This is a genomic window from Mycobacterium sp. IS-1590 (assembly GCF_001500025.1).
In the GTDB taxonomy this organism is placed as follows: domain Bacteria; phylum Actinomycetota; class Actinomycetes; order Mycobacteriales; family Mycobacteriaceae; genus Mycobacterium.
The window spans coordinates 1-20,404 of sequence record NZ_LQIW01000026.1 but is presented as its reverse complement, the minus strand read 5'-3'; the positions used below and the strand labels follow the sequence as shown (position 1 = coordinate 20,404).

Below are 20,404 nucleotides of genomic sequence, written 5' to 3'. Positions count from 1 at the left end.
CGACCGCCTCAACGCACTCATCACCCAAGCAGCCGCATGAACCCCAATGTTGCACTCACCACTTGACATCAGACGCCCAGAACGTGCGGGTAACCCACGTTCGGCACAGAGCGCGAACAGACCTAGCGGCTGCTGACGTCCTTGTAGTCGCGTTCGGTGTAGCCGGTGTAGACCTGGCGCGGACGGCCGATCTTGCCGCTGCCCTCATCGTGCATCTCCCGCCAGTGCGCGATCCAACCGGGCAGCCGGCCGAGCGCGAACAGCACGGTGAACATGCGCGTCGGGAAACCCATCGCCCGGTAGATCACGCCGGTGTAGAAGTCGACGTTCGGGTAGAGCTTGCGCTCGATGAAGAAGTCGTCGGTGAGCGCGGCTTCCTCGAGAGTCCGTGCGATATCCAGCATCTCGTCGTCGCCGCCGAGCTTGCCCAGGATCTTGTCGGCCTGCTCCTTGACGATGCGGGCGCGCGGATCGTAGTTCTTGTAGACCCGGTGACCGAAGCCCATCAGCTTCACGCCGTCCTCGCGGTTCTTCACCTTCTTAATGAACTCGTGGACGTCGAAGTCGGCCTGGCGGATCTTCTCCAGCATCTCCAGCACCGCCTGGTTGGCACCGCCGTGCAGCGGGCCCCACAGCGCGTTGATGCCGCCGGAGATCGACGTGAACAGGTTGGCCTGCGACGAGCCGACCAGCCGCACCGTCGACGTCGAGCAGTTCTGCTCGTGGTCGGCGTGCAGGATGAACAGCATGTCCAGCGCGCGGACGATCTCGGGATCGACCTCGTAAGGCTCGGCGGGGAAGCCGAACGTCATCCGCAGGAAGTTCTCGACCAGCGTCAGCGAGTTGTCCGGGTACAGGAACGGCTGGCCCGCGGACTTCTTGTAGGCGTACGCCGCGATGGTCGGCAGCTTGGCCAGCAGCCGGATCGTCGACAGCTCGACCTGGTTGTCGTCGAACGGATCCAGCGAATCCTCGTAGTACGTCGACAGCGCGTTGACTGCGCTCGACAGCACCGGCATCGGATGGGCGTTTGCCGGGAAGCCGTCGAAGAACCGCTTGAGATCCTCGTGCAGCAGCGTGTGCCGCTGAATCCGGGTGGTGAACTCCGCGAGCTGTTCCTTGGTGGGCAGCTCACCGTAGATGAGCAGGTAGCTGACCTCGATGAAGTTCGACTTCTCGGCGAGCTGCTCGATCGGGTAGCCGCGGTAGCGCAGGATGCCGGCGTCGCCGTCGATGTAGGTGATCGCACTCTTGGTCGATGCGGTGTTGACGAAGCCCTCGTCGAACGTCGTGTAGCCGGACTTGGCCAGAAGTGACCCCAGCGCGATGCCATCAGCGCCTTCGGTGGCGGAAACGATGTCAAGGTCGAGCGTGCCACCGGGGTAGGAGAGGGTGGCTTGCCCTTCCCCACTCTTCGCGTTATCGGCCACGAGGTTCCCTTCGTCGCTGCTGGGAGTATTCGGACATTGCTCCTACAAAAGGTAGTCCCATTCGGGCAGGCGTGCCCCGCCGGGGGCGGTCACTTGCTCAGACGGGCAGCCGCAGATTACCCAACAAGCCGGTGAACTCCGCGAAGACCGTCTCCAAGCGCTCGATCAGGTCGTCTATGGACACCCGTGACCAGTCGCTGTTGACATGCACGACGTCGGTGAGCGCCGTCATGATCACCGCACTCCACGTCGCAGATGCCAGGCGCACCCTGCGATCGGCCACATCGACCCCCATGCGCCTGGCGAGTGCCTGTTCGAGCGCGTTGCTCCGGAACTCGACGGTGACCTGGCGCAGCGTCGGCGACGACAGGACGATCCTGGCGATGCACAACACCCGTTCGGCCCGCAGATCGTCGGGTCCCGCGTGCTTGGCCGCCTCCCCCATCGCGACATAGGCGCGCAGGATCGCCTCGAGGTGGTTCAGCTCGGCGGGCTGGCGGTCCAGTTCGCGGGCGACTTCGTCGACGATCTCGTCGACCAGAGCCAGCGCGATGGAGTCCTTGGTCGGGAAGTACCGGCTGAAGGTGCGCGGTGAAACGTCGGCCACCGCGGCGATCTGCTCCACGGTGGTGTTGTCGAAACCCTGTCCGTTGCACAGTTCCACTGCGGCGTCGATGAGAGTCGCACGCGTGCGCTGCTTCTTGCGCTCGCGCAGCCCGACGGACTGCGCCCCCCTACCGTCAGGCACAAGGCGCATCCTAACGGTCGAAACTATGGATGAGCTAAGAATTCATCTTCGCCGAAAACATGTTCGACGTGAGCATTTCGGGTCCGCGCCTGGCGGTAGCAACGCCGACGCCTAGGGCTGCAGCCGCTCGACGCGGCCGTCCCGAATGCGAATCCTGTTGTGCACCCGGTTCTCCCGGCCCTGCCAGAATTCGACGACGTCGGCGGCGATCAGATAGCCACCCCAATTCGGCGGCACGGGCACCGTGTCGTGGGCTTCGAAGCGCCGCGTCACCTCGGCCAGTTGCTCCAGCAGTGCCGCGCGCGAGGCGATCGGCTTCGACTGGTATGACGCCCAGGCACCCAACTGCGACCCCCGCGGTCGCTTCGACCAGTATTCGGCGGTCTCCTCCGCCGACACCTTCGTCACCGGTCCGCGGACGTGGACCTGGCGCCCGGTCAGATACCAGGGGAAGGTGGCCGACGCGTACGGCGTCGCCGCCAGCTGCTCGCCCTTGTCGGAGTCGTAGTTGGTGTAGAACGTGATGCCCGTGTCGTCGACGCTCTTGCACAACACCGACCGGGTCACCGGCCGCCCGCGGCTGTCGACCGTGCCGACGACCATGGCGTTGGGTTCGGCGACACCGGCGCGCTCGGCGTCGGCTAACCACTTGCGCAGCAAGGTAACCCAGCCGTCCGCCAGCCAATCCACGTCCAGATCGGGACTGCCGTCCTTTTCCGCCGAACCGTATTCCACCCGCATCCTCGCCAAGCGTTCTGGGCCTACCTCCGCCACGCGACAACGCTACGCCCACACCGGCTGCCGTCGTGTCAGCAACCGCCAGATGAGCACCGATGGACAGGTGCGAGAATCTGGCCATGAGCGCGGTGCCTGAAGACTTCGTACCCGGCCTCGAGGGCGTCGTCGCCTTCACTTCCGAGATCGCCGAACCCGACAAGGACGGCGGCGCGCTGCGCTACCGCGGCGTCGACATCGAGGATCTGGTCAACCAGCGGGTGACCTTCGGCGACGTGTGGGCGCTGCTGGTCGACGGCAAGTTCGGCAACGGTCTGCCGCCCGCTGAACCGTTTCCGCTTCCGATCCACAGCGGCGACGTGCGCGTCGACGTCCAGGCCGGGCTGGCGATGTTGGCCCCCATCTGGGGCTACCCCCCGCTGCTGGACATCGACGACACGACCGCCCGCGAGCACCTCGCCCGAGCCTCGGTGATGGCGCTGTCCTACGTCGCGCAGTCGGCGCGGGGGATCTATCGACCCGCGGTCCCGCAGCGGACCATCGACGAATGCTCAACCGTGACAGAGCGATTCATGACCCGCTGGCAGGGCGACCCGGATCCCCGGCACGTCGAGGCCATCGACGCCTACTGGGTCAGCGCCGCCGAGCACGGTATGAACGCCTCGACCTTCACCGCGCGCGTCATCGCATCGACCGGCGCCGACGTCGCGGCCGCCCTGTCCGGCGCGATCGGCGCGATGAGCGGACCGCTGCACGGCGGCGCTCCGGCCCGGGTGATCCCGATGATCGAGGAGGCCGAGAAGACCGGCGACGCCCGCGCCGTCGTCAAGGGCATCCTCGACCGCAACGAGAAGCTGATGGGCTTCGGACACCGGGTGTACCGCGCCGAGGACCCGCGGGCCCGGGTGCTGCGCGCCACGGCCAAGCGGCTCGAAGCCCCGCGCTACGAGGTCGCCGCCGCCCTCGAGCAGGCCGCCCTTGCCGAACTGCGGGAGCGACGACCCGACCGCGCGATCGAGACCAACGTCGAGTTCTGGGCGGCGGTGATCCTGGACTTCGCCCAGGTGCCGACCAAGATGATGCCCGCCATGTTCACCTGTGGGCGCACCGCCGGCTGGTGTGCCCACATCCTCGAACAGAAGCGGCTCGGCAAGCTGGTGCGGCCGTCGGCGATCTACGTCGGACCGGAGCCGCGCAGCCCCGAGTCGGTCGAGGGCTGGGACCAAGTCGTCCGGTCGTGACGTCGACGTTCGCCTCGGCCGCACACGGCTTCGCGGACCTGGTCGGTCGCATTCCTGCCGACGCGTGGGCGGGGCCGGGTCTGGGCGACTGGGATCTGCGCTCGCTTGTCGGGCACACGTCGCGCTCGCTGACCACGGTGCTCACCTACCTGCAGACCACTGCCGACCGCGAGGACATCGCCACGCCCCAGGAGTACTACGCGCGGGTGAACCCGAGCGCGCTGAGTTTGGATCCCGCCGACGTGGCCGAGCGCGGCAGGCAAGCCGGGCGCGACCTCGGCGACGACCCGGCGACCGCCGTGGCCGACCTCGTCTCCCGAGCACTCGCGCGATTGGAGACGGTCGATGATCCGTTGATTCGGGTGCTCGGCGGGCTGGGCATCCGGTTGCGGACCTATCTGCCGACGCGGACGTTCGAGCTGGCCGTGCACAGCTTGGATATCGCACGCGCGATTGGCATTTCGTTCACGTTGCCGCCTCCCGTGCTCGAGGAGGCGTTGGTATTGGCAGCACGCATAGCCGCCGAGCACCAGGGTGAGACGGTGCTGATGGCGCTGACGGGTCGCAAGGCTCTGCCGCCGTCGTTCTCGATCGTCTGATCTGTCGGTGGGCAGTGGTTGCATGACCGGGTACCGATGAATAGAGCGTGCTCTGCGAGTCGGTACCGGTAACCCCTCCGCGGGCCTCACCCGAATCGAAAAGGAGCTTTCCTATGGCCATCGAAGTTCAGCCGGCAATTTCTCCCATGCTCACGGTCAGCGACGGCGCCGCGGCCATCGACTTTTACGTCAAGGCCTTCGGCGCCGAGGAACTGGGCCGCGTGCCGGGGCCCGACGGCAAGAGGCTGTTTCACGCCGCGTTGCGCATCAACGGGGCGGTGGTGATGCTGAACGACGATTTCCCGGAGATGAATGACGGCAAGTCTGCGACGCCGGAAGCGCTCGGCGGCTCGCCGGTGACCATCCATCTGACGGTCGACGATGTCGACGCCAAGTTCCAGAGGGCCGTCGACGCGGGCGCGACGGTTGTCATGCCGCTTGGCGACATGTTCTGGGGTGACCGCTACGGCGAGCTGCGCGACCCGTTCGGACATATGTGGTCGATGGGCCAGCCGGTGCGCGAGGTCAGCCCCGAGGAGATCGAGAAGGCGGTACAGCAGCACCAATGACGGCGCTACCGGCGCAGGCCGGCCAGTAGTCGACGGCCGAGCCGGGGTGCGCGGGTGTCGGTCGCGGCGGAGAGCATGTCGGCGACCGCGGTGAACTTGACGCGCGGTCGTTCGTCACCGCCGCGGGCGACTTCTGCGGTGTCGATCGCCTTCCAACCGGCGGAGTCGACCATGTCGGGCCGCCTGCTGCGGACGAGGTTGTCCAGTGCGGCCGGCTTGTGCACGGGATCGCGCAACCTGCCGTCGTTGTAGTCGGCGACCAGGTTGTGCACGGTCTGCGCGGCGCACGACTTGTTGGTGCCGATGAAGCCTGTGGGCCCGCGTTTGATCCAGCCCGCGACGTAGCTGCCGGGAACGGGTGCACCTGACCGCTGGTCGACGACACGACCGCCGTCGTTCGGTACTACGGCGGCCGCCTCGTCGAACGGCAGACCGCGAATCGGCTTGCCGCGGTACCCGATCGAGGTCAACACCAGCCCTGCGGCGATGCGTCGAACCTCGTCGGCGCCGGTGACCGTGAACTCCATCGCCTCGGCGCGACCGTCGCCGACGACACGCTTCGGCGTCAGCGAATAGGCCAGCCGGATACGTGGCCGCGTCACCGGTGCGGACGTGTCGCCGAGCTTGCTCAAGATCTCCAATTTGTTGCGGGTCAGGCGATCTTCGGTGGTGGCCAGGTCGCGGTCCACCGACTCGTGGTCCTCCGGCGAGAGCACCACCTCGCATGCCGAGGTCAGCCCGATCAGCTCGGGCAGCGTGAATGCCGAGTCGGCGGGTCCGCGCCGAGCCGCGATCACCACCTCGGTCACCTTGGAGCCGCGGAGCACGGCCAGCGCGTGATCCGAGATGTCGGTGGCCGCAAGGGTGTCCGGTGGCATGGCGAGGATTCGCGCGACGTCGAGAGCGACGTTGCCGTTGCCGACGATGACGACCCGCTCGTGGCTCAAATCGACTGGCAGCGAGTCGAAGTCGGGGTGGCCGTTGTACCACGCCACGAATTCGGTGGCGGTGCCCGTGCCCTGCAGGTCCATTCCCGCGATGTCGAGCCGGCGGTCGTTGGGCGCCCCGACCGCGTAGAGCACGGCGTGGTGGTGCTCGAGCAGCTCGTCGTGGGTGACGTCGGCGCCCACCTCAACGTTGAGGTAGAAGGTGAATCCCGGGTGGGCGGCGATTCTGTCGAACAGTTTGGTCACGCGTTTGGTGCTCTGGTGGTCGGGTGCGACGCCGGCGCGCACCAACCCGTACGGCGTGGGCAGGCGCTCGAAAACGTTGACGCGCACGCCTTTCTGGGTGAGCAGCTCGTCGGCGGCGTACATCGCCGCCGGTCCCGACCCGACGATGGCCACGGAGAGCGGTCCGGCTGAACGGGGATAGACCACCGGCGCCTCGATGACGGGCGCCAGCTTCGACGTCGGCGGCAACTTTCCGTTCGGCTTAGGGTAGAACGCGGCGTTCAACTCGACGAACGGGAGCTGCGCGGGCGTCAACTTCGAATCGTGCGAAATCGCGCCGACCGGGCAGGCCGACACGCACGCACCGCAGTCGACACACGCCACCGGATCGATGTAGAGCATCTCGGCAGTCGCGAAGCCGGGTTCGTCGGGCGTCGGGTGGATGCAGTTCACCGGGCACGCGTAGACACAGGACCCGTCGCTGCAACACGACTGGGTGATCACATGGGGCACAGGCGCTCCCTACGCAGCAGCGACCACGTGCTGGCGAGCCGGTTCGCTGCGGTAACGGCTGGGCGGACCGTCGATCTTGCAGAGCCGCCACACGAGTTTCGCGAACGGGTTCATCAGCCCGGTGTCGTGGCACAGCATCCGGACATCGCCGAACATGTCGCGCAGGAACTGCCGCGACTTGGGTGCACGGAAGAACAGTTCCTTGCGCACAGAGCGCGGGATGTCGAACTCCCGCCAGAACGACCTCGGCGGCACGATGATCGCCTGGCACAGCACCCGCATGATGATCGGCACGTTCCACGACAACCAGAACCGCTGCCGGCGGTTCAGATACGGCAGGCGCTTGCGCAGATACTCGTGGGCGAACGAGATGTGGCGCGCTTCCTCGGCGACGTGGATCGCCATCACCCGCTCCATGATCGGATGCAGGTCCTTGCCTTCGCGCAGCACGTTCTTCTGGGTGTGGTCGATCGGTTCCTCGCCGGCGAGCACGCCGAAGAAGAACGGGATCGGGAGCGGCCCGGCGATCAGCGGGATGAATGGCGACAGCCAGCGCAGCATGCGCGGCATGCCGGGTACGTCGGCGCCGATGCGGTTGACCATCTCCTGGAACATCATCGTGTGGTTGCACTCTTCGACCGACTCGTGCAGGCAGTACCGGTACTCGGGCGAGCCGTTGGGCACCCAGAACGCGTAGTTGGTCAGGCCGCGGATGAGGATGATCTCGAACTGCAGACCGACCTTGGCGACGTTGGCCTGCCGCCACATTCCGATCTCGATCTGCCGCTCCAGCGGTTGAGCCTGATACCAGGGATGTCCACCGAGCGGGTCGGTGGCGGGCAGCACCCAGCGCGGGTCATTCTCGGTGACCGCGAACTCCGGGGAGTCCCAGTCGATGTCGGTGTACGGATTGAAGTTCCGCCGCACCGAACCCTCGGAAAGCGTGGTGAGCGTGTCGACGTAATCGGCGTCGTCGCTGACTTCCATGTTGCGACGCCATCGCCTGACCATTCGAGTCCGCGCCATCTTCAGCCCTCCCCTATGAGGTTTACATTCGCGCCACTGATGTCCAACAACGGTACCGGAGGTATCGCCTACTGAACATACCCCTGAGCGCGATGTGTCACACCGTCTCGAAAACGGCGTGATGTGATGGCGGTCACATCTGGACGTACCGCGACGCTCGGCGCTACTTGCTGCCGAACTCCCCCACCGCGGCAGCCCTGGCGCCGTTGCGCACCACCGCGACACCGGCTTCCGTCATCCCGCAGTCGGTGATGATCGCGCGGTGGCCGGGGCTGTTCATCCACCAGTCGACGGCCGCGGCCGGCACCGCGCCGACCCCGGTGCTCCAAAAGATGATCTCGCCGGCATTGGAGTACTGCGTGTAGCCGGCGGCCGCGATGCGCTGGCCCACCGATGACCCGTCCGATCCGGTGTGGCTGCGGACATTGTTGGCCAGCATGTCGTTGGCCTGTCGGGCGGCGGCCGCGCTCAGCTGCGGATTCGCCGCGACCGGGCCGCAGCCGTTGGCGGCGCGGGCGGAGTTGATCTCGTTCAGCAGTGCACCGTCGTCGGCGCCGTCGGCGTGGGCGGGCACCGCAAGCCCCGGGGCGCCGACGGCCAGCGCGGCTGCACACATGGAAATCAGGACCGAGCTTCTTCTACGACTGTTCACGTGCCCCCCTGGGCTCGAGCTTCAGTCCCCGACAGGTCACAGTATGGACACAGCGAGGTCTCTATGTAGGCCGTTTACCCACTTTTGTGACTTTTCTCTGCCGCCCATCCCCACGGCGACGGCACAGGTCCGGTCATTACTGTTGACCGCATGTCCGCGCTCACGATCCCCGCCGACCTCAAACCGCGCGACGGCCGGTTCGGCTGCGGCCCGTCCAAGGTCCGGCCGGAACAGCTGGCCGCGCTCGCCGCAGCGGGTGACCTGTTCGGAACGTCGCACCGCCAGGCGCCGGTGAAGAACCTGGTCGGCCGGGTGCGCGACGGGCTGCGTCAGCTGTTCTCGCTGCCCGACGGCTACGAGGTGATCCTCGGCAACGGCGGCACCACAGCGTTCTGGGATGCGGCGGCGTTCGGCCTGATCGACAAGCGGTCACTGCATCTGACGTACGGCGAGTTCAGCGCGAAATTCGCTTCGGCGGTGGCCAAGAACCCGTTCGTGGGCGACCCCGTCGTCGTCAAGGCCGATCCGGGCAGCGCGCCGGAGCCGACCACGGACCCGTCGGTCGACCTGATCGGCTGGGCGCACAACGAAACCTCGACCGGTGTCGCGGTCCCGGTGCAGCGCCCCGAGGGGTCGGGTGATGCGTTGATCGCGATCGACGCGACGTCGGCGGCGGGTGGGCTGCCGGTGGACATCGCCGAATCCGACGTCTACTACTTCGCCCCGCAGAAGAACTTCGCAGGCGACGGCGGACTGTGGCTGGCGATCATGTCGCCGGCCGCGCTGGCCCGCGTCGAGGCGATCGCGGGCGCGGGCCGTTGGGTTCCGGAGTTCCTGTCGTTGCCGATCGCGATCGAGAACAGCCTCAAGAACCAGACCTACAACACCCCCGCGATCGGCACCTTGATCCTGCTGGCCGAGCAGCTGGACTGGCTGCTGGCCAACGGCGGCCTGGACTGGGCGGTCAAACGCACCGCGGACTCGTCGCAGCGGTTGTACGCGTGGGCCGACGCGGCCGAGTTCGCCACGCCGTTCGTCACCGATCCGGCGTTGCGTTCGCAGGTGGTCGGCACGGTGGACTTCAACGACGACATCGATGCGGCGGCCGTCGCCAAGACCTTGCGAGCCAACGGCATCGTCGACACCGAGCCTTATCGCAAGCTCGGCCGCAACCAGCTCCGGGTGGGAATGTTCCCGGCCGTGGAACCTGATGACGTCGGCGCGCTCACCGCGTGCATCGACTGGGTGGTGGAGCGGCTCTAGCCGCGACCAACAGCCGGGGAGCGGCTCTAGCCGCGACCAACAGCCGGGGAGCGGCTCTAGCCGCGACCAACAGACGGGGCGCGGCTTTAGCCGCGACCAACAGACGGGGCGTGGCTTGGCCGCGTGTCCTACCAGGTAACGCCCGGATAACGCAGTAGTGTCCGGTTGATCGGGCTTTGCGCTAGCCCGGAGGAGGTCGCCATGCGGGAACTCAAAGTCGTCGGACTCGATGTGGACGGCAAACGAATCATCTGCGAGGCCGACGGCTCCGGCGAGAAATTCACGCTGCGGCGCGACGATCGGTTGCGGGCCGCCGTTCGAGGTGACCAGATGGGTTCGAGCCAGACACGAGACGAGGCCGAGGTTCACAACGTGCTGCGCCCCAGGGAGATTCAGTCACGCATCAGGGCGGGCGCGTCCGTCGAGCAGGTCGCGGAGGCGTCGGGCGTCGACGTTTCCCGTGTCGAGCGCTTCGCACACCCGGTGCTGCTCGAACGTTCCCGGGCCGCTGAACTGGCAACGGCCGCGCACCCGGTGCTTCCCGACGGTCCGTCCGTACTGACCCTGCTGGAGACGGTCACGACGGCGTTGATCGCACGAGGGCTCGACCCCGACGCACCCACGTGGGATGCGTGGCGCAACGAGGACGGCCGCTGGACGGTGCAGCTGGCGTGGAAGGCGGGAATGTCGGACAACGTCGCACATTTCCGGTTCACCCCCGGCGCCCATGGCGGGACGGTGACGGCATTCGACGACGCGGCCTCCGAGCTGATCGATCCGAACTTCTCGCGCCCGTTGCGCCCGGTCGCAGCGCTGCCCCAGCCTGCGGTCGAGGTTGAGGAACCGACGCTTCCGATCGAGCCGCCAGTGCAGGTCACCGCACCGGAACCACAGCCCGAACCGGAAGCCGAGCCGGTCGCGCCGAAGCAGCCCAAGGCCCGCAGGGGTAAGGCCAAGCCGGCGGTCCCGGCATGGGAGGACGTTCTGCTGGGCGTGCGGTCCAGCGGCCAGCGCTGAGTTTCCGCGCCCAGGTCAGCCGCTGAGCGCGACGGCGAGCACCACCAGCCACGCGGCGGCGACCCCGACGCCGGAGCCCAACACGAACCACCGCCACACCGGACGGTTTCGCCACCCCCACACCGTCGGGGCCAGGCCGCCGACGGCGACCAGGTTGAGTCCGATCGCCAGCAGCGGGTGCAAGCGCAGCAATCCGAGGCTGAGCACGACGATCGCTGCCGCGACGACCGCCGCCACGAAACCCGCCACCGTCAACCCCATCGCCCACGGCGTCGAGTCGTCGGCCATCTCATTCACTCCGAGTCGCTCCGCTCAATCTCGCCGGTGCTCAATCTAACCCGCTCATAGAACGCCAGGGCCGCAGCGGTCGCGACGTTGAGCGAGTCGGTTCCCCGCGACATCGGAACCCGCACCCGCAGATCGGCCGCGCGCATCGTCCGCTCGGTGAGCCCTGGGCCCTCCGCGCCGACGAGGATCGCCACCTTAGCGTCGACGACGCCCGTCATCGCGTCGGCCAGCGTGCGCGCCGCGGGCGTGGGCGTCATCGCCAGTATTCGAAACCCGTTGTCGCGCAACATCTTCAGGTCATCCGGCCAGGACTGTGCCCATGCGTAGGGTACGAGGAGCGCATGGCCCATCGACACCCGGACGGCACGCCGGTACAGCGGATCGGCGCAGCCGGTGCCGAACACCACCGCGTCCACGCCGAGGCCGGCTGCGTTGCGAAAGATCGAGCCGAGGTTCTCGTGGTCGTTGACGCCTTCGAGGACCGCGACGGTACGGGCACCGGTGAGCACCTCGGCGACCGTCAACTCCGGCGGCCGCGAAGCCGACGCCAGCACGCCGCGGTTGAGGTGAAAGCCCACCACTTCGGCCATCACGTCGGCGGGCACCCGGTAGTACGGGGCCGAAACGCCAACCAGGTCCGTCGCGAGTTCCTGCAGTCGCCGGTCGGTGCCCATCATCGCCCGCGGGACGAACCGCGAGGCCAACATGCGTTGCACCACCAGCACCCCCTCGGCGATCACCAACCCCTTGCCGGTGGGCAGGTCGGGTCTGCGGTCGACGCTGTTGAGGTCGCGGAAGTCGTCGAGCCGCGGATCGGAGGGATCGGCGACGTCGATCACGGTGTGGGTCATCGTCACGCCCGACCGGCACCACCGCGCCGTGGGCTATTTTTCATAGCGATGACCCCGCAACCGCCCCCGCTGCCCGACGTGCTGCTCAAGCCGGCGCCGGTCATCGTCGCGATCGCGGCCGGTTGGGTCGTCGCTGCGATCCTGGCGTTCACGGTGACCGGTCTACACGAGTGGCGGCCGTACGCCGTGGCCGGGCTAGGCGTCGGCGCGCTTGGCACGGGGATCTGGTTGTGGCAACGTCGCGCCGTGCGTCGCGGATCGCGCGGGGCGCAGAGCGGACTCACCTAACGCGAGACGAGCAGACAGGAGAAGGTGATGGCAGCGCCGCTGTTGCAAGCCGAGACGACGATCAACGCCCCGGTGACCAAGGTGTGGGAACTGATCTCGGACCTCAAGAACATGCCGCGATGGAGCCCGCAGTGCCGGCTCATGAAGACGATCGGTCCGCTCCAGCCGGGTGCGCGGACGATCAACTTCAACAGGCGCAAGTTCCTGGTGTGGCCCACGACCAGCCGGATCATCGAAGTGATCCCCGAGAAGAAGCTGGCGTTCCGGGTCAACGAAAACAACACGGTGTGGAGCTACGAACTCGAACCCACCGAGACCGGCACCCGGCTGGTGGAGACCCGTCATGCGGAGAACGGGGTCAAGCCGGTGTCCACGATGTTGGTCAACGCGGTGATGGGCGGCGTCCCGAGTTTCGAGCGCGAACTCGTCGAGGGCATGAACGAAACTCTCGCGCGGATCAAGGCCGCGGCCGAACGCTAGCCGGACGACGATCAAGCGGCGAGGAACGAGCCGCGTTGAGAAGTCCGACGAATAACGTCAGTCGGACGACGATCAAGCGGCGAGGAACGAGCCGCGTTGAGAAGTCCGACGGAATAACGTCAGTCGGCCGGCTCGGTCAGGTCCAGCACACCGTCGTCGTACGGGTCGTAGAGCGGGGATCCGCCGCCCGCGGGCTGGGGCGTGTCCGAGTGTGCGCCACAACCGTATTCGGAGTCGACGACGTGACCGTCGGCGGAGAACTCGTTGGCGCAGACGCCGAACGTCGTACCGAGCGCACCGGCCAACGGAACGTAGAACCCGCAGTCGCGGCACACGCGCCGGGTCGAGCGCGCCATCGCCGAACCGGGCCCGTACTCGCCGTCGTGCCAGCGTTGGGCCGCATCCAGGCGGCCCCACTGGCTGAGCACCTGGCGCCGGCCCAGACCCACCTCGAGTGCGACGTCGTCGATCTGCGGGTCGCCGGTCGCCGTGTACCCGGGCACCAGACGCGGATCGTCCGGTGTCGGCGCGAGAAGATCTCCCGGTCCCAGATCGCCGGGCCGGACGCGTTCCTGCCACGGCACCCACTTGGGCGCCAGCAACGCCGTCGGTCCTGGTACCAGCACCACCTCGCTGATGGTGGCGTGGTCGGCGCCGGGCCACGCCGCGACGACGACGGCCCACTGCCAGCCGCGGTAGCCGGGCATCTCGGCGAGGAAGCGGTGCGTGGCCGCGGTCGGGTCCTCGAAGCTGGCACCCAGGTATTCACCGACGGTGTCCTCGCCGCTGAAATCGACGATCGCCGCGCGGGCATCGTCGACGGCACCCAGGAGTACCGCCTCCAGATCCGGCCGCTCGGCGGATTCGGTCACGCTGTCCATCGCCCTCAATACTGCCTGACCGGCTAACCGTCAGCCACACCGGTTGGCTGCACGCCCGCTACCGCTTCGATGGTGGAGAATCGACATCGTGACCGGACCGCGTCGTGACCCCCGAGACTCTGCGGGTCGGCGCGACCCTCGGTACCACCCGCCACGACCGCCCGCCGAAGACCGCTGGGGTGACGACCGGTGGAGCGATGAACATCCGGGGATGGCGAACTACCCGAGCGACCCGAGCTACCGTCGTCCCCGGCGCAGCGGGCCCACGCCCAGTGCCAACCGCTGGCTACCGCCACTCGACGAGCCCACCCGCGAATTCGGCGCCACGCCACCGCCACACCGAATGGGCGGCGCCGCAGGCGAAAAGGTCACCGTCACACGGGCCGCCGCGCAGCGCAGCCGCGAGATGGGCTCCAAGATGTACGGCCTGGTGCACCGGGCCGCGACCGCGGACGGCGCCGACAAGTCGGGGTTGACCGCGTTGACGTGGCCGGTGGTCGCCAATTTCGCGGTCGACGCCGCGATGGCCGTCGCGCTGGCCAACACGTTGTTCTTCGCGGCGGCGTCGGGCGAGAGCAAGGGCAAGGTCGCGCTGTACCTGTTGATCACCATCGCGCCGTTCGCCGTCATCGCCCCGCTCATCGGGCCCGCACTGGACCGGCTCCAGCACGGCCGCCGTGTCGCGCTGGCCACGTCGTTCGCGTTGCGCACGGTGCTCGCGGTGGTGCTGATCGCCAACTACGACGGTGTGACCGGCAGCTTCCCCTCGTGGGTGCTCTATCCGTGCGCGCTCGGAATGATGGTGCTGTCCAAGTCATTCAGTGTGTTGCGCAGCGCGGTGACCCCGCGGGTATTGCCGCCGACGATCGACCTGGTCCGGGTGAACTCACGGCTGACCACCTTCGGCCTGCTCGGCGGCACGATGGTCGGCGGCGCGGTGGCCGCGGGCGCGGAGTACCTGTTCAAGCTGTTCGAGATGCCGGGTGCGCTGTACGTGATCGTCGCGGTTTCGGTGGCGGGCGCGGCGCTGGCGATGCGGATCCCGAAATGGGTCGAGGTCACCGAGGGCGAGGTTCCCGCGACGCTGAGCTATCACGGCCGCAGCGGCGAACTTCGGCGCGGCGATCACGTGCCACCGGCAAAAGCGGCGCGACAGCCGTTGGGTCGCAACACCATCGCCGCGCTGTGGGGCAACTGCACGATCAAGGTGATGGTCGGCTTTCTCTTCCTGTACCCGGCGTTCGTCGCCAAATCGCATGACGCCAGCGGATGGGAGCAGCTGCGCATCCTCGGGCTGATCGGCGCGGCGGCGGCCATCGGCAACTTCGCGGGCAACTTCACCAGCGCGCGCCTCAAACTGGGCCGACCGGCGCAGGTGGTGGTGCGCTGCACCATCGTCGTCACCCTGGCGGCGCTGGCCGCCGCGCTGACCGGCAACCTGCTGGTCGCCGCGATCGCCACGCTGCTCACGTCGGGCGCCAGCGCGATCGGCAAGGCCTCGCTGGACGCGTCGCTGCAGGACGACCTGCCCGAGGAGTCGCGGGCCTCGGCGTTCGGCCGATCGGAGTCGGTGCTGCAGTTGGCCTGGGTCGCCGGCGGTGCGGTCGGCGTGCTCGTCTACACCGAATTGTGGGTGGGCTTCACGGCCATCACCTCGGTGCTGATCCTCGGACTGGCGCAGACCGTGGTGAGCTACCGCGGTGATTCGCTCATCCCCGGCTTTGGCGGCAACCGACCCGTGCTGGCCGAGCAGGAGGGCGGACGCACCGACACCGCGGCGGTGGCGCACGAGTGAAACGTATGATCGCCGCGCTCGTCGCGGTGGTGATTCTCGCGTCGGTGGGTACCGGCGTGCTCGTCTGGTGGCTCAGCAGCAACGACGACACACCGAAATACCCTGAGATCAGCGCGTATTCGCACGGACACCTCGTGCGTGTCGGCCCGTACCGCTACTGCGAGGTGCTCAACCCCACCAAGTGTGAGGTCTTCCAAGACCAAGGCGAACTGCCGGTCATCGAGAGCGACGCCGTGCAGCTGTCGGTGCCGCCGGCGATCGCCAGGGCGCCGTGGGTGCTGCTGCGCCAGTACGAGGACTCCGACGTCGTCGAGGAGTTCCGACCGGGGACGCGGCTGGCGGTGACCATTCCCACCGTCGATCCGCGGCGCGGCAAGCTCACCGGGCTCGCCGTGCTGCTGCCCACCCTGGTGCGCATCGACGACGAGGAGGTGCCGGCCCCGCACGCCGAGTGGTCGGTGCGCACGGTCTGGTCCTGAGCCTTCCGCGGTGCTGAGCCGGCATCACTCGGCGCCGTGACCCTGCTCCACCCGTTCGCCCTCGCGCGTCGGGCCGGGCGGTGTCCCGTCTCCGAACGGCCTGCCGCCCAAGGCTTCTCGACCGTGCGGTGTGAGCCAGTTGGACAGGTCCGGCCCTTTCGGCACCACCTGCGTCGGGTTGATGTCGGTGTGCACGATGTAGTAGTGCTGCTTGATCTGGACGAAGTCGATGGTGTCGCCGAACCCCGGTGTCTGGAACAGGTCGCGGGCGTAGGCCCACAGCACGGGTAGCTCGGCGAGTTTCTGGCGGTTGCACTTGAAGTGCCCGTGATAGACGGGGTCGAAGCGCACCAACGTGGTGAACAGCCGCACGTCGGCCTCGGTGATGGTGTCACCCACCAGGTATCGCCGGCCGGCCAGCCGGCCTTCGAGCCAATCGAGCGCTGTGAACAGGCGGTCGTAGGCCTTGTCGTAAGCCTCTTGAGAGCCCGCGAACCCGCACCGGTACACGCCGTTGTTGATCTCGGTGTAGATGCGTTGGGCCACCTCGTCGATCTCGTCCCGGTGCTTCTCGGGGTAGAGGTCGGGCGCGCCGTCGCGGTGGTACTGCGTCCACTCGGTGGTGAAGTCGAGTGTGATCTGTGGGAAGTCGTTGGTGACGACCTCACCGGTGGGCACGTCGACGATCGCGGGGACGGTGATGCCCTTGTCGTAGTCTGCGAACCGTTTGAGGTAGGCGTCCTTGAGCCGGGGGATTTTCAGTACCGGGTCGACGCCGCCCGGGTCGAGGTCGAACGTCCAGCTGTCCTCGTCGTGGGTGGGCCCGCAGAAGCCGATGGACAGGGCGTCTTCGAGTCCGAGGAGCCGTCGGACGATGATCGTGCGGTTGGCCCACGGGCAGGCCCGCGCGACGACGAGCCGATAGCGGCCGGGTTCGACGGGATACCCGTCGCGGCCATCGGCCGTGATACGAGTGCCGATGTATTTGGTGTCGCGGTTGAACTCGCCACCCGAGTCGGATTTATCGGCGACATATGCCATGACACCAGCATGCCCGCCGAGCGTGGGGTTGATGCACGCAGTCGCGGTTCAGGTGTCGATCAACCCGACACTCGGCGCGAAGGGGAATTTAGTTCTCGAGTTCGCGGGCGACGGCCCGGACCACCTCGGACACCCGTCGGGCGGCCTTGCGGTCCGGATAGCGACCCTTGCGCAGTTCGGGCTGCACCGCGCTCTCGAGCAGCGTGATCATGTCCTCGATCATGCCGTGCAGCTCATCGGGCGAGTGCTTGCGCTCGGCGGCGGCAGCCTCCCGGCGCGTACGCGACAGGCTCGGCGGCGGGTCGATGAGCGTCAGCGTCAACGCCTGCGGCCCGCGTCTGCCCGCGGCGATACCGAACTCCACGCGCTGCCCGGCCTTGAGGGTCTCGACACCGGAGGGCAGCGCCGAGGATCGAACGTAGACGTCCTCGCCGTCCTCCTGGGACAAAAACCCGAAGCCCTTTTCGGCGTCGTACCACTTAACCCTGCCGGTCGGCACTGGTCTCACCCGCTCGTCGTTGTACCTACAAAAGGAAAGCGCCCCGAATGCGCCGGGACGCGTGCTGCTCGATCCTACTCTGACCTCTACCTCGCCAGCACCCCCTTATCGGTAGGCTGAAGACCACCGCTGGAGGAGAAGAAGCGCGCATATGCGATTGATACTCAACATCATCTGGTTGGTGTTCGGCGGCCTGTGGCTGGCGCTGGGCTACCTGCTGGCGGCGCTGATCTGCTTCGTGCTGATCATCACCATCCCGTTCGGCTTCGCCGCCCTGCGCATCGCGGCGTTCACGCTGTGGCCGTTCGGTCGCACCGTCGTCGACAAACCGGGGCCACGTCCGGGCGCACTGGTCGGCAACGTCATCTGGGTCATCCTGTTCGGCGTCTGGTTGGCGCTCGAACACATCATCACGGCGGTGGCAATGGCGATCACGATCGTGGGGATCCCGCTCGCGCTGGCCAACCTCAAGCTGATCCCGGTCTCGTTGATGCCGCTGGGTAAGGACATCGTCCCCGTCGACGCCGTGAACAACCCGGAGCGAGCGTTCGCGTGACCGTCGTCGACCTCGGTCTTCCCACGGCCACGCCGTCCTCGCCCGCCCCCGCCGACGGGCCGCTTATCGACACCTTCGGCCGGATCGCCACCGACCTGCGTGTGTCGTTGACCGACCGCTGCAACCTGCGGTGCACCTACTGCATGCCCGCCGAGGGCCTGGACTGGCTGCCGTCGGAGCGGCTCCTGCGCCCCGAGGAGCTGACGCGCCTGCTGCGCATCGCGGTGACGCGGCTCGGCGTTCGCAACGTGCGGTTCACCGGCGGCGAACCCCTGGTCGCCCGCCACCTCGAGGACGTCATCGCCGCGACGGCTGCGCTGCAACCCCGTCCTGAGATCACGCTGACCACCAACGGCATCGGCCTCGACAAGCGCGCCGAGCGGCTCAAGACGGCCGGCCTGAACCGCATCAACGTCTCACTGGACACCGTCGACTCCGCGCGGTTCGCCGCCATCACCCGTCGAGACCGGCTCCCCGACGTGCTGGCCGGCCTACGGGCGGCGAAAGCCGCGGGCCTGGACCCGGTGAAGGTCAACGCCGTCCTCGACCCGGTCACCGGGCTTGACGACGCGGTCGCGCTGCTGCGGTTCTGCCTCGACCACGGCTACCAGTTGCGCATCATCGAGCAGATGCCGCTGGACGCCGGACACGAGTGGCAACGCGGCAAGGCGATCAGCGCCGACGCCGTGCTGGCCGCCCTGCGGCAGCATTTCGACCTCACCCCCGACACCGCCCCGCGCGGGTCGGCACCGGCCGAGTTGTGGCGCGTCGACGGCGGCGTGGGCAAGGTCGGCATCATCGCCTCGGTCTCACACGCGTTCTGCTCCGCCTGCGACCGCACCCGGCTGACCGCCGACGGGCAGGTGCGCAACTGCCTGTTCGCGCAGCAGGAGACCGACCTGCGGCGCCTGATGCGCGAGGGCGCCGACGACGCCGCCGTCGAGGCGGCGTGGCGCGCGGCGATGTGGACCAAAGCGGCGGGCCACGGCATCAACGATCCGAACTTCGTACAACCCGATCGGCCGATGAGCGCGATCGGCGGATGAGTCAAAGGAAGCAATGACGGCGACAACGACCACGGTGGCGGTGAACGTCCGCTATTTCGCGGCGGCTCGGGCCGCGGCCGGTAACGATGAGGAGACGATTCGGCTTCGGCCGGGAACGACGCTCGCCGAACTCGTCGAGCAGCTCGGTGCGCGCGACGAGAATCTCGCGAAAGTGTTGAAACGCTGCTCTTTTCTGAGCGACGGGATCGCTGTGCGCGACGACAGCGTCGCGCTGCGGGACGCTGCGACCGTCGATGTTCTTCCCCCTTTCGCCGGCGGATAACGGTGATTTCCGTCACATCACGGAATGATCACAACCTGGCTACGGCGCGATAGAGCACGGGATAGTCCTGCGGAAACGTCGAAAACTGCTGGGCATTTAGAGCCTTTTTAAGATTTGCCGGAGGCGAAAACGCCGTAATCGGCAAAAGATGACGCGGTCAAAACGAGCCGATACGGTTCAGTCCCAAGCCGGTCGACCTCAAACCGACTGGCCCGCCGTGCCCAACCGCGCCGAGCTCCATCCGTTGGCGCACGGGATACCAACGAACAACTTGGATGGAGGCGGGGGACCCAACCGGTCCGCCGAGTCACAGACGGACCTGGAGCCGATCGGTTCCTTGGGGTGAAGCCGAATCGCCTTGTGCGACACGGCCGGGCAATACCTCTCCAGCCCGAACCCGACAGCTGACCTCGTGGGCGCCGAAGAGAGGACCGAAAGCACCTATGAGTGGACGGCACCGCAAGCCGGCTTCATCGGCTGTAAGCGTCGCGAAAGTCGCCTTCACGGGCGCGGTACTCGGAACCGGAAGCCTTGCCATCGCCGGCCAGGCCCACGCCGCCACCGACGGCGAATGGGATCGAGTCGCCAGCTGCGAATCCGGCGGCAACTGGGCCATCAACACCGGTAACGGCTACCAGGGCGGACTCCAGTTCGCGCCGAGCACGTGGACCGGCCACGGCGGCGGTGAGTACGCACCCGCCGCACACCTGGCCACCAAGGAAGAGCAGATCGCCGTCGCCGAACGCGTGCTCGCCAGCCAGGGCAAGGGTGCGTGGCCGACGTGCGGTAAGGGACTGTCGGGCGCGACGCCGCGCAACGTCGTCGACGACGCGATCGACGCCGTGAACAACCTGCTGCCTCCACCGCCGCCGCCGTTCAACCCCTTCGCCCCGCCGCCTCCGCCGGCCCCGGTCGACGCGTTGGCCGCTGCCGCTGCGCCGCCTCCACCGCC

At 67.6% G+C, this 20,404-nt stretch carries 24 protein-coding genes and 1 riboswitch; of the genes, 13 read left to right on the top strand and 11 right to left on the bottom strand.

All coding sequences use genetic code 11. From position 1 onward, the window contains the following. Nucleotides 1–122 precede the first annotated feature (122 nt). The 3 genes from AU197_RS17250 to pdxH all read right to left on the bottom strand — a co-directional run bounded on the left by AU197_RS17250 (nucleotide 123) and on the right by pdxH (nucleotide 2,919). Complete coding sequence (locus AU197_RS17250) at nucleotides 123–1,430, bottom strand: citrate synthase (protein WP_082680721.1); 1,308 nt, start codon at nucleotides 1,428–1,430, stop codon at nucleotides 123–125. Nucleotides 1,431–1,527: 97 nt separating this feature from the next. Then, nucleotides 1,528–2,187 carry a TetR family transcriptional regulator gene (locus AU197_RS17245; RefSeq protein ID WP_156434458.1) on the bottom strand — a complete coding sequence of 220 codons (660 nt, stop codon included), beginning with the start codon at nucleotides 2,185–2,187 and terminating at the stop codon, nucleotides 1,528–1,530. A gap of 102 nt (nucleotides 2,188–2,289) precedes the next feature. Beyond that, nucleotides 2,290–2,919, bottom strand: a complete 630-nt coding sequence (gene pdxH, locus AU197_RS17240; RefSeq protein ID WP_064403921.1) for a pyridoxamine 5'-phosphate oxidase — start codon at nucleotides 2,917–2,919, stop codon at nucleotides 2,290–2,292. Between the two features lie 116 nt (nucleotides 2,920–3,035). Here pdxH and AU197_RS17235 point away from each other — a divergent pair, with 116 nt between their 5' ends. From AU197_RS17235 to AU197_RS17225, 3 genes are all read left to right on the top strand, one after another. Further along, a complete protein-coding gene (locus AU197_RS17235; RefSeq protein WP_064403920.1) occupies nucleotides 3,036–4,154 on the top strand; it encodes a citrate synthase 2 in 1,119 nt (372 codons plus the stop codon). Next, entirely contained in the window at nucleotides 4,151–4,753 is a 603-nt protein-coding gene (locus AU197_RS17230; protein ID WP_064403919.1) for a maleylpyruvate isomerase family mycothiol-dependent enzyme, read from the top strand. The genes AU197_RS17235 and AU197_RS17230 overlap by 4 nt, the downstream gene beginning before the upstream one ends. 113 nt (nucleotides 4,754–4,866) lie before the next feature. Next, nucleotides 4,867–5,322: a VOC family protein gene (locus AU197_RS17225; protein ID WP_064403918.1), complete on the top strand. Its 456-nt coding sequence runs from the start codon at nucleotides 4,867–4,869 to the stop codon at nucleotides 5,320–5,322. Between the two features lie 5 nt (nucleotides 5,323–5,327). Here the strand turns inward: AU197_RS17225 and AU197_RS17220 are convergent, their stop codons facing one another. From AU197_RS17220 to AU197_RS17210, 3 genes are all read right to left on the bottom strand, one after another. Beyond that, nucleotides 5,328–7,007: an FAD-dependent oxidoreductase gene (locus AU197_RS17220; protein ID WP_064403917.1), complete on the bottom strand. Its 1,680-nt coding sequence runs from the start codon at nucleotides 7,005–7,007 to the stop codon at nucleotides 5,328–5,330. Nucleotides 7,008–7,016: 9 nt separating this feature from the next. Next, complete coding sequence (locus tag AU197_RS17215; RefSeq protein ID WP_064403916.1) at nucleotides 7,017–8,033, bottom strand: AurF N-oxygenase family protein; 1,017 nt, start codon at nucleotides 8,031–8,033, stop codon at nucleotides 7,017–7,019. Nucleotides 8,034–8,196: 163 nt separating this feature from the next. After that, nucleotides 8,197–8,649, bottom strand: coding sequence for a CAP domain-containing protein (locus AU197_RS17210; RefSeq protein WP_082696721.1), 453 nt, complete (start codon nucleotides 8,647–8,649; stop codon nucleotides 8,197–8,199). A gap of 186 nt (nucleotides 8,650–8,835) precedes the next feature. On the opposite strand from AU197_RS17210, the gene serC reads away from it, so the two are divergent. Further along, the gene (gene serC / locus AU197_RS17205; protein WP_064403914.1) at nucleotides 8,836–9,948 is read left to right on the top strand and encodes a phosphoserine transaminase; all 1,113 of its coding nucleotides are present in this window, start codon (nucleotides 8,836–8,838) and stop codon (nucleotides 9,946–9,948) included. Between the two features lie 201 nt (nucleotides 9,949–10,149). Beyond that, a complete protein-coding gene (gene sepH / locus AU197_RS17200) occupies nucleotides 10,150–10,965 on the top strand; it encodes a septation protein SepH (protein WP_064403913.1) in 816 nt (271 codons plus the stop codon). A gap of 15 nt (nucleotides 10,966–10,980) precedes the next feature. Here sepH and AU197_RS17195 read toward each other — a convergent pair whose 3' ends face one another. Together AU197_RS17195 and AU197_RS17190 are read right to left on the bottom strand one after the other, a co-directional pair. Continuing rightward, nucleotides 10,981–11,253: a DUF2537 domain-containing protein gene (locus tag AU197_RS17195; RefSeq protein WP_064403925.1), complete on the bottom strand. Its 273-nt coding sequence runs from the start codon at nucleotides 11,251–11,253 to the stop codon at nucleotides 10,981–10,983. A 5-nt stretch (nucleotides 11,254–11,258) separates the two neighbouring features. After that, the gene (locus tag AU197_RS17190; protein WP_064403924.1) at nucleotides 11,259–12,104 is read right to left on the bottom strand and encodes a TrmH family RNA methyltransferase; all 846 of its coding nucleotides are present in this window, start codon (nucleotides 12,102–12,104) and stop codon (nucleotides 11,259–11,261) included. Nucleotides 12,105–12,152: 48 nt separating this feature from the next. On the opposite strand from AU197_RS17190, the gene AU197_RS17185 reads away from it, so the two are divergent. Both AU197_RS17185 and AU197_RS17180 read left to right on the top strand, forming a co-directional pair. After that, nucleotides 12,153–12,392, top strand: coding sequence for a DUF2530 domain-containing protein (locus tag AU197_RS17185; RefSeq protein WP_064403912.1), 240 nt, complete (start codon nucleotides 12,153–12,155; stop codon nucleotides 12,390–12,392). A gap of 27 nt (nucleotides 12,393–12,419) precedes the next feature. After that, on the top strand, nucleotides 12,420–12,872 hold the full coding sequence (locus AU197_RS17180) for an SRPBCC family protein (RefSeq protein WP_064403923.1): 453 nt from the start codon (nucleotides 12,420–12,422) through the stop codon (nucleotides 12,870–12,872). Between the two features lie 119 nt (nucleotides 12,873–12,991). Here the strand turns inward: AU197_RS17180 and AU197_RS17175 are convergent, their stop codons facing one another. Further along, nucleotides 12,992–13,753 carry a DUF3027 domain-containing protein gene (locus AU197_RS17175; RefSeq protein ID WP_064403911.1) on the bottom strand — a complete coding sequence of 254 codons (762 nt, stop codon included), beginning with the start codon at nucleotides 13,751–13,753 and terminating at the stop codon, nucleotides 12,992–12,994. Between the two features lie 211 nt (nucleotides 13,754–13,964). On the opposite strand from AU197_RS17175, the gene AU197_RS17170 reads away from it, so the two are divergent. Further along, nucleotides 13,965–15,548, top strand: coding sequence for an MFS transporter (locus AU197_RS17170; protein ID WP_197415577.1), 1,584 nt, complete (start codon nucleotides 13,965–13,967; stop codon nucleotides 15,546–15,548). Beyond that, nucleotides 15,545–16,027 carry a DUF2771 domain-containing protein gene (locus AU197_RS17165; protein WP_064403909.1) on the top strand — a complete coding sequence of 161 codons (483 nt, stop codon included), beginning with the start codon at nucleotides 15,545–15,547 and terminating at the stop codon, nucleotides 16,025–16,027. Before AU197_RS17170 ends, AU197_RS17165 begins: the two co-directional genes overlap by 4 nt. Before the next feature lie 24 nt (nucleotides 16,028–16,051). On the opposite strand, the gene AU197_RS17160 is transcribed toward AU197_RS17165, so the two are convergent. Then, nucleotides 16,052–17,068 (bottom strand): glutathione S-transferase family protein, encoded by a 1,017-nt coding sequence (locus AU197_RS17160; protein ID WP_064403908.1) that lies wholly within the window; start codon nucleotides 17,066–17,068, stop codon nucleotides 16,052–16,054. Nucleotides 17,069–17,156: 88 nt separating this feature from the next. Further along, nucleotides 17,157–17,567, bottom strand: a complete 411-nt coding sequence (locus AU197_RS17155; RefSeq protein WP_064403907.1) for a cold-shock protein — start codon at nucleotides 17,565–17,567, stop codon at nucleotides 17,157–17,159. A 151-nt stretch (nucleotides 17,568–17,718) separates the two neighbouring features. Between AU197_RS17155 and AU197_RS17150 the strand changes: the two genes are divergently transcribed. From AU197_RS17150 to AU197_RS17135, 4 genes are all read left to right on the top strand, one after another. Further along, a complete protein-coding gene (locus AU197_RS17150; RefSeq protein WP_064403906.1) occupies nucleotides 17,719–18,123 on the top strand; it encodes a YccF domain-containing protein in 405 nt (134 codons plus the stop codon). Continuing rightward, nucleotides 18,120–19,169 (top strand): GTP 3',8-cyclase MoaA, encoded by a 1,050-nt coding sequence (moaA, locus tag AU197_RS17145; protein WP_064403905.1) that lies wholly within the window; start codon nucleotides 18,120–18,122, stop codon nucleotides 19,167–19,169. Before AU197_RS17150 ends, moaA begins: the two co-directional genes overlap by 4 nt. Before the next feature lie 13 nt (nucleotides 19,170–19,182). Further along, nucleotides 19,183–19,452: a MoaD/ThiS family protein gene (locus tag AU197_RS17140; protein WP_064403904.1), complete on the top strand. Its 270-nt coding sequence runs from the start codon at nucleotides 19,183–19,185 to the stop codon at nucleotides 19,450–19,452. 253 nt (nucleotides 19,453–19,705) lie between these two features. Beyond that, nucleotides 19,706–19,886: riboswitch (cyclic di-AMP (ydaO/yuaA leader) on the top strand. 9 nt (nucleotides 19,887–19,895) lie between these two features. Next, nucleotides 19,896–20,404 (top strand): transglycosylase family protein (locus AU197_RS17135; protein WP_197415576.1); only part of this gene is annotated, 509 nt, incomplete at its 3' end.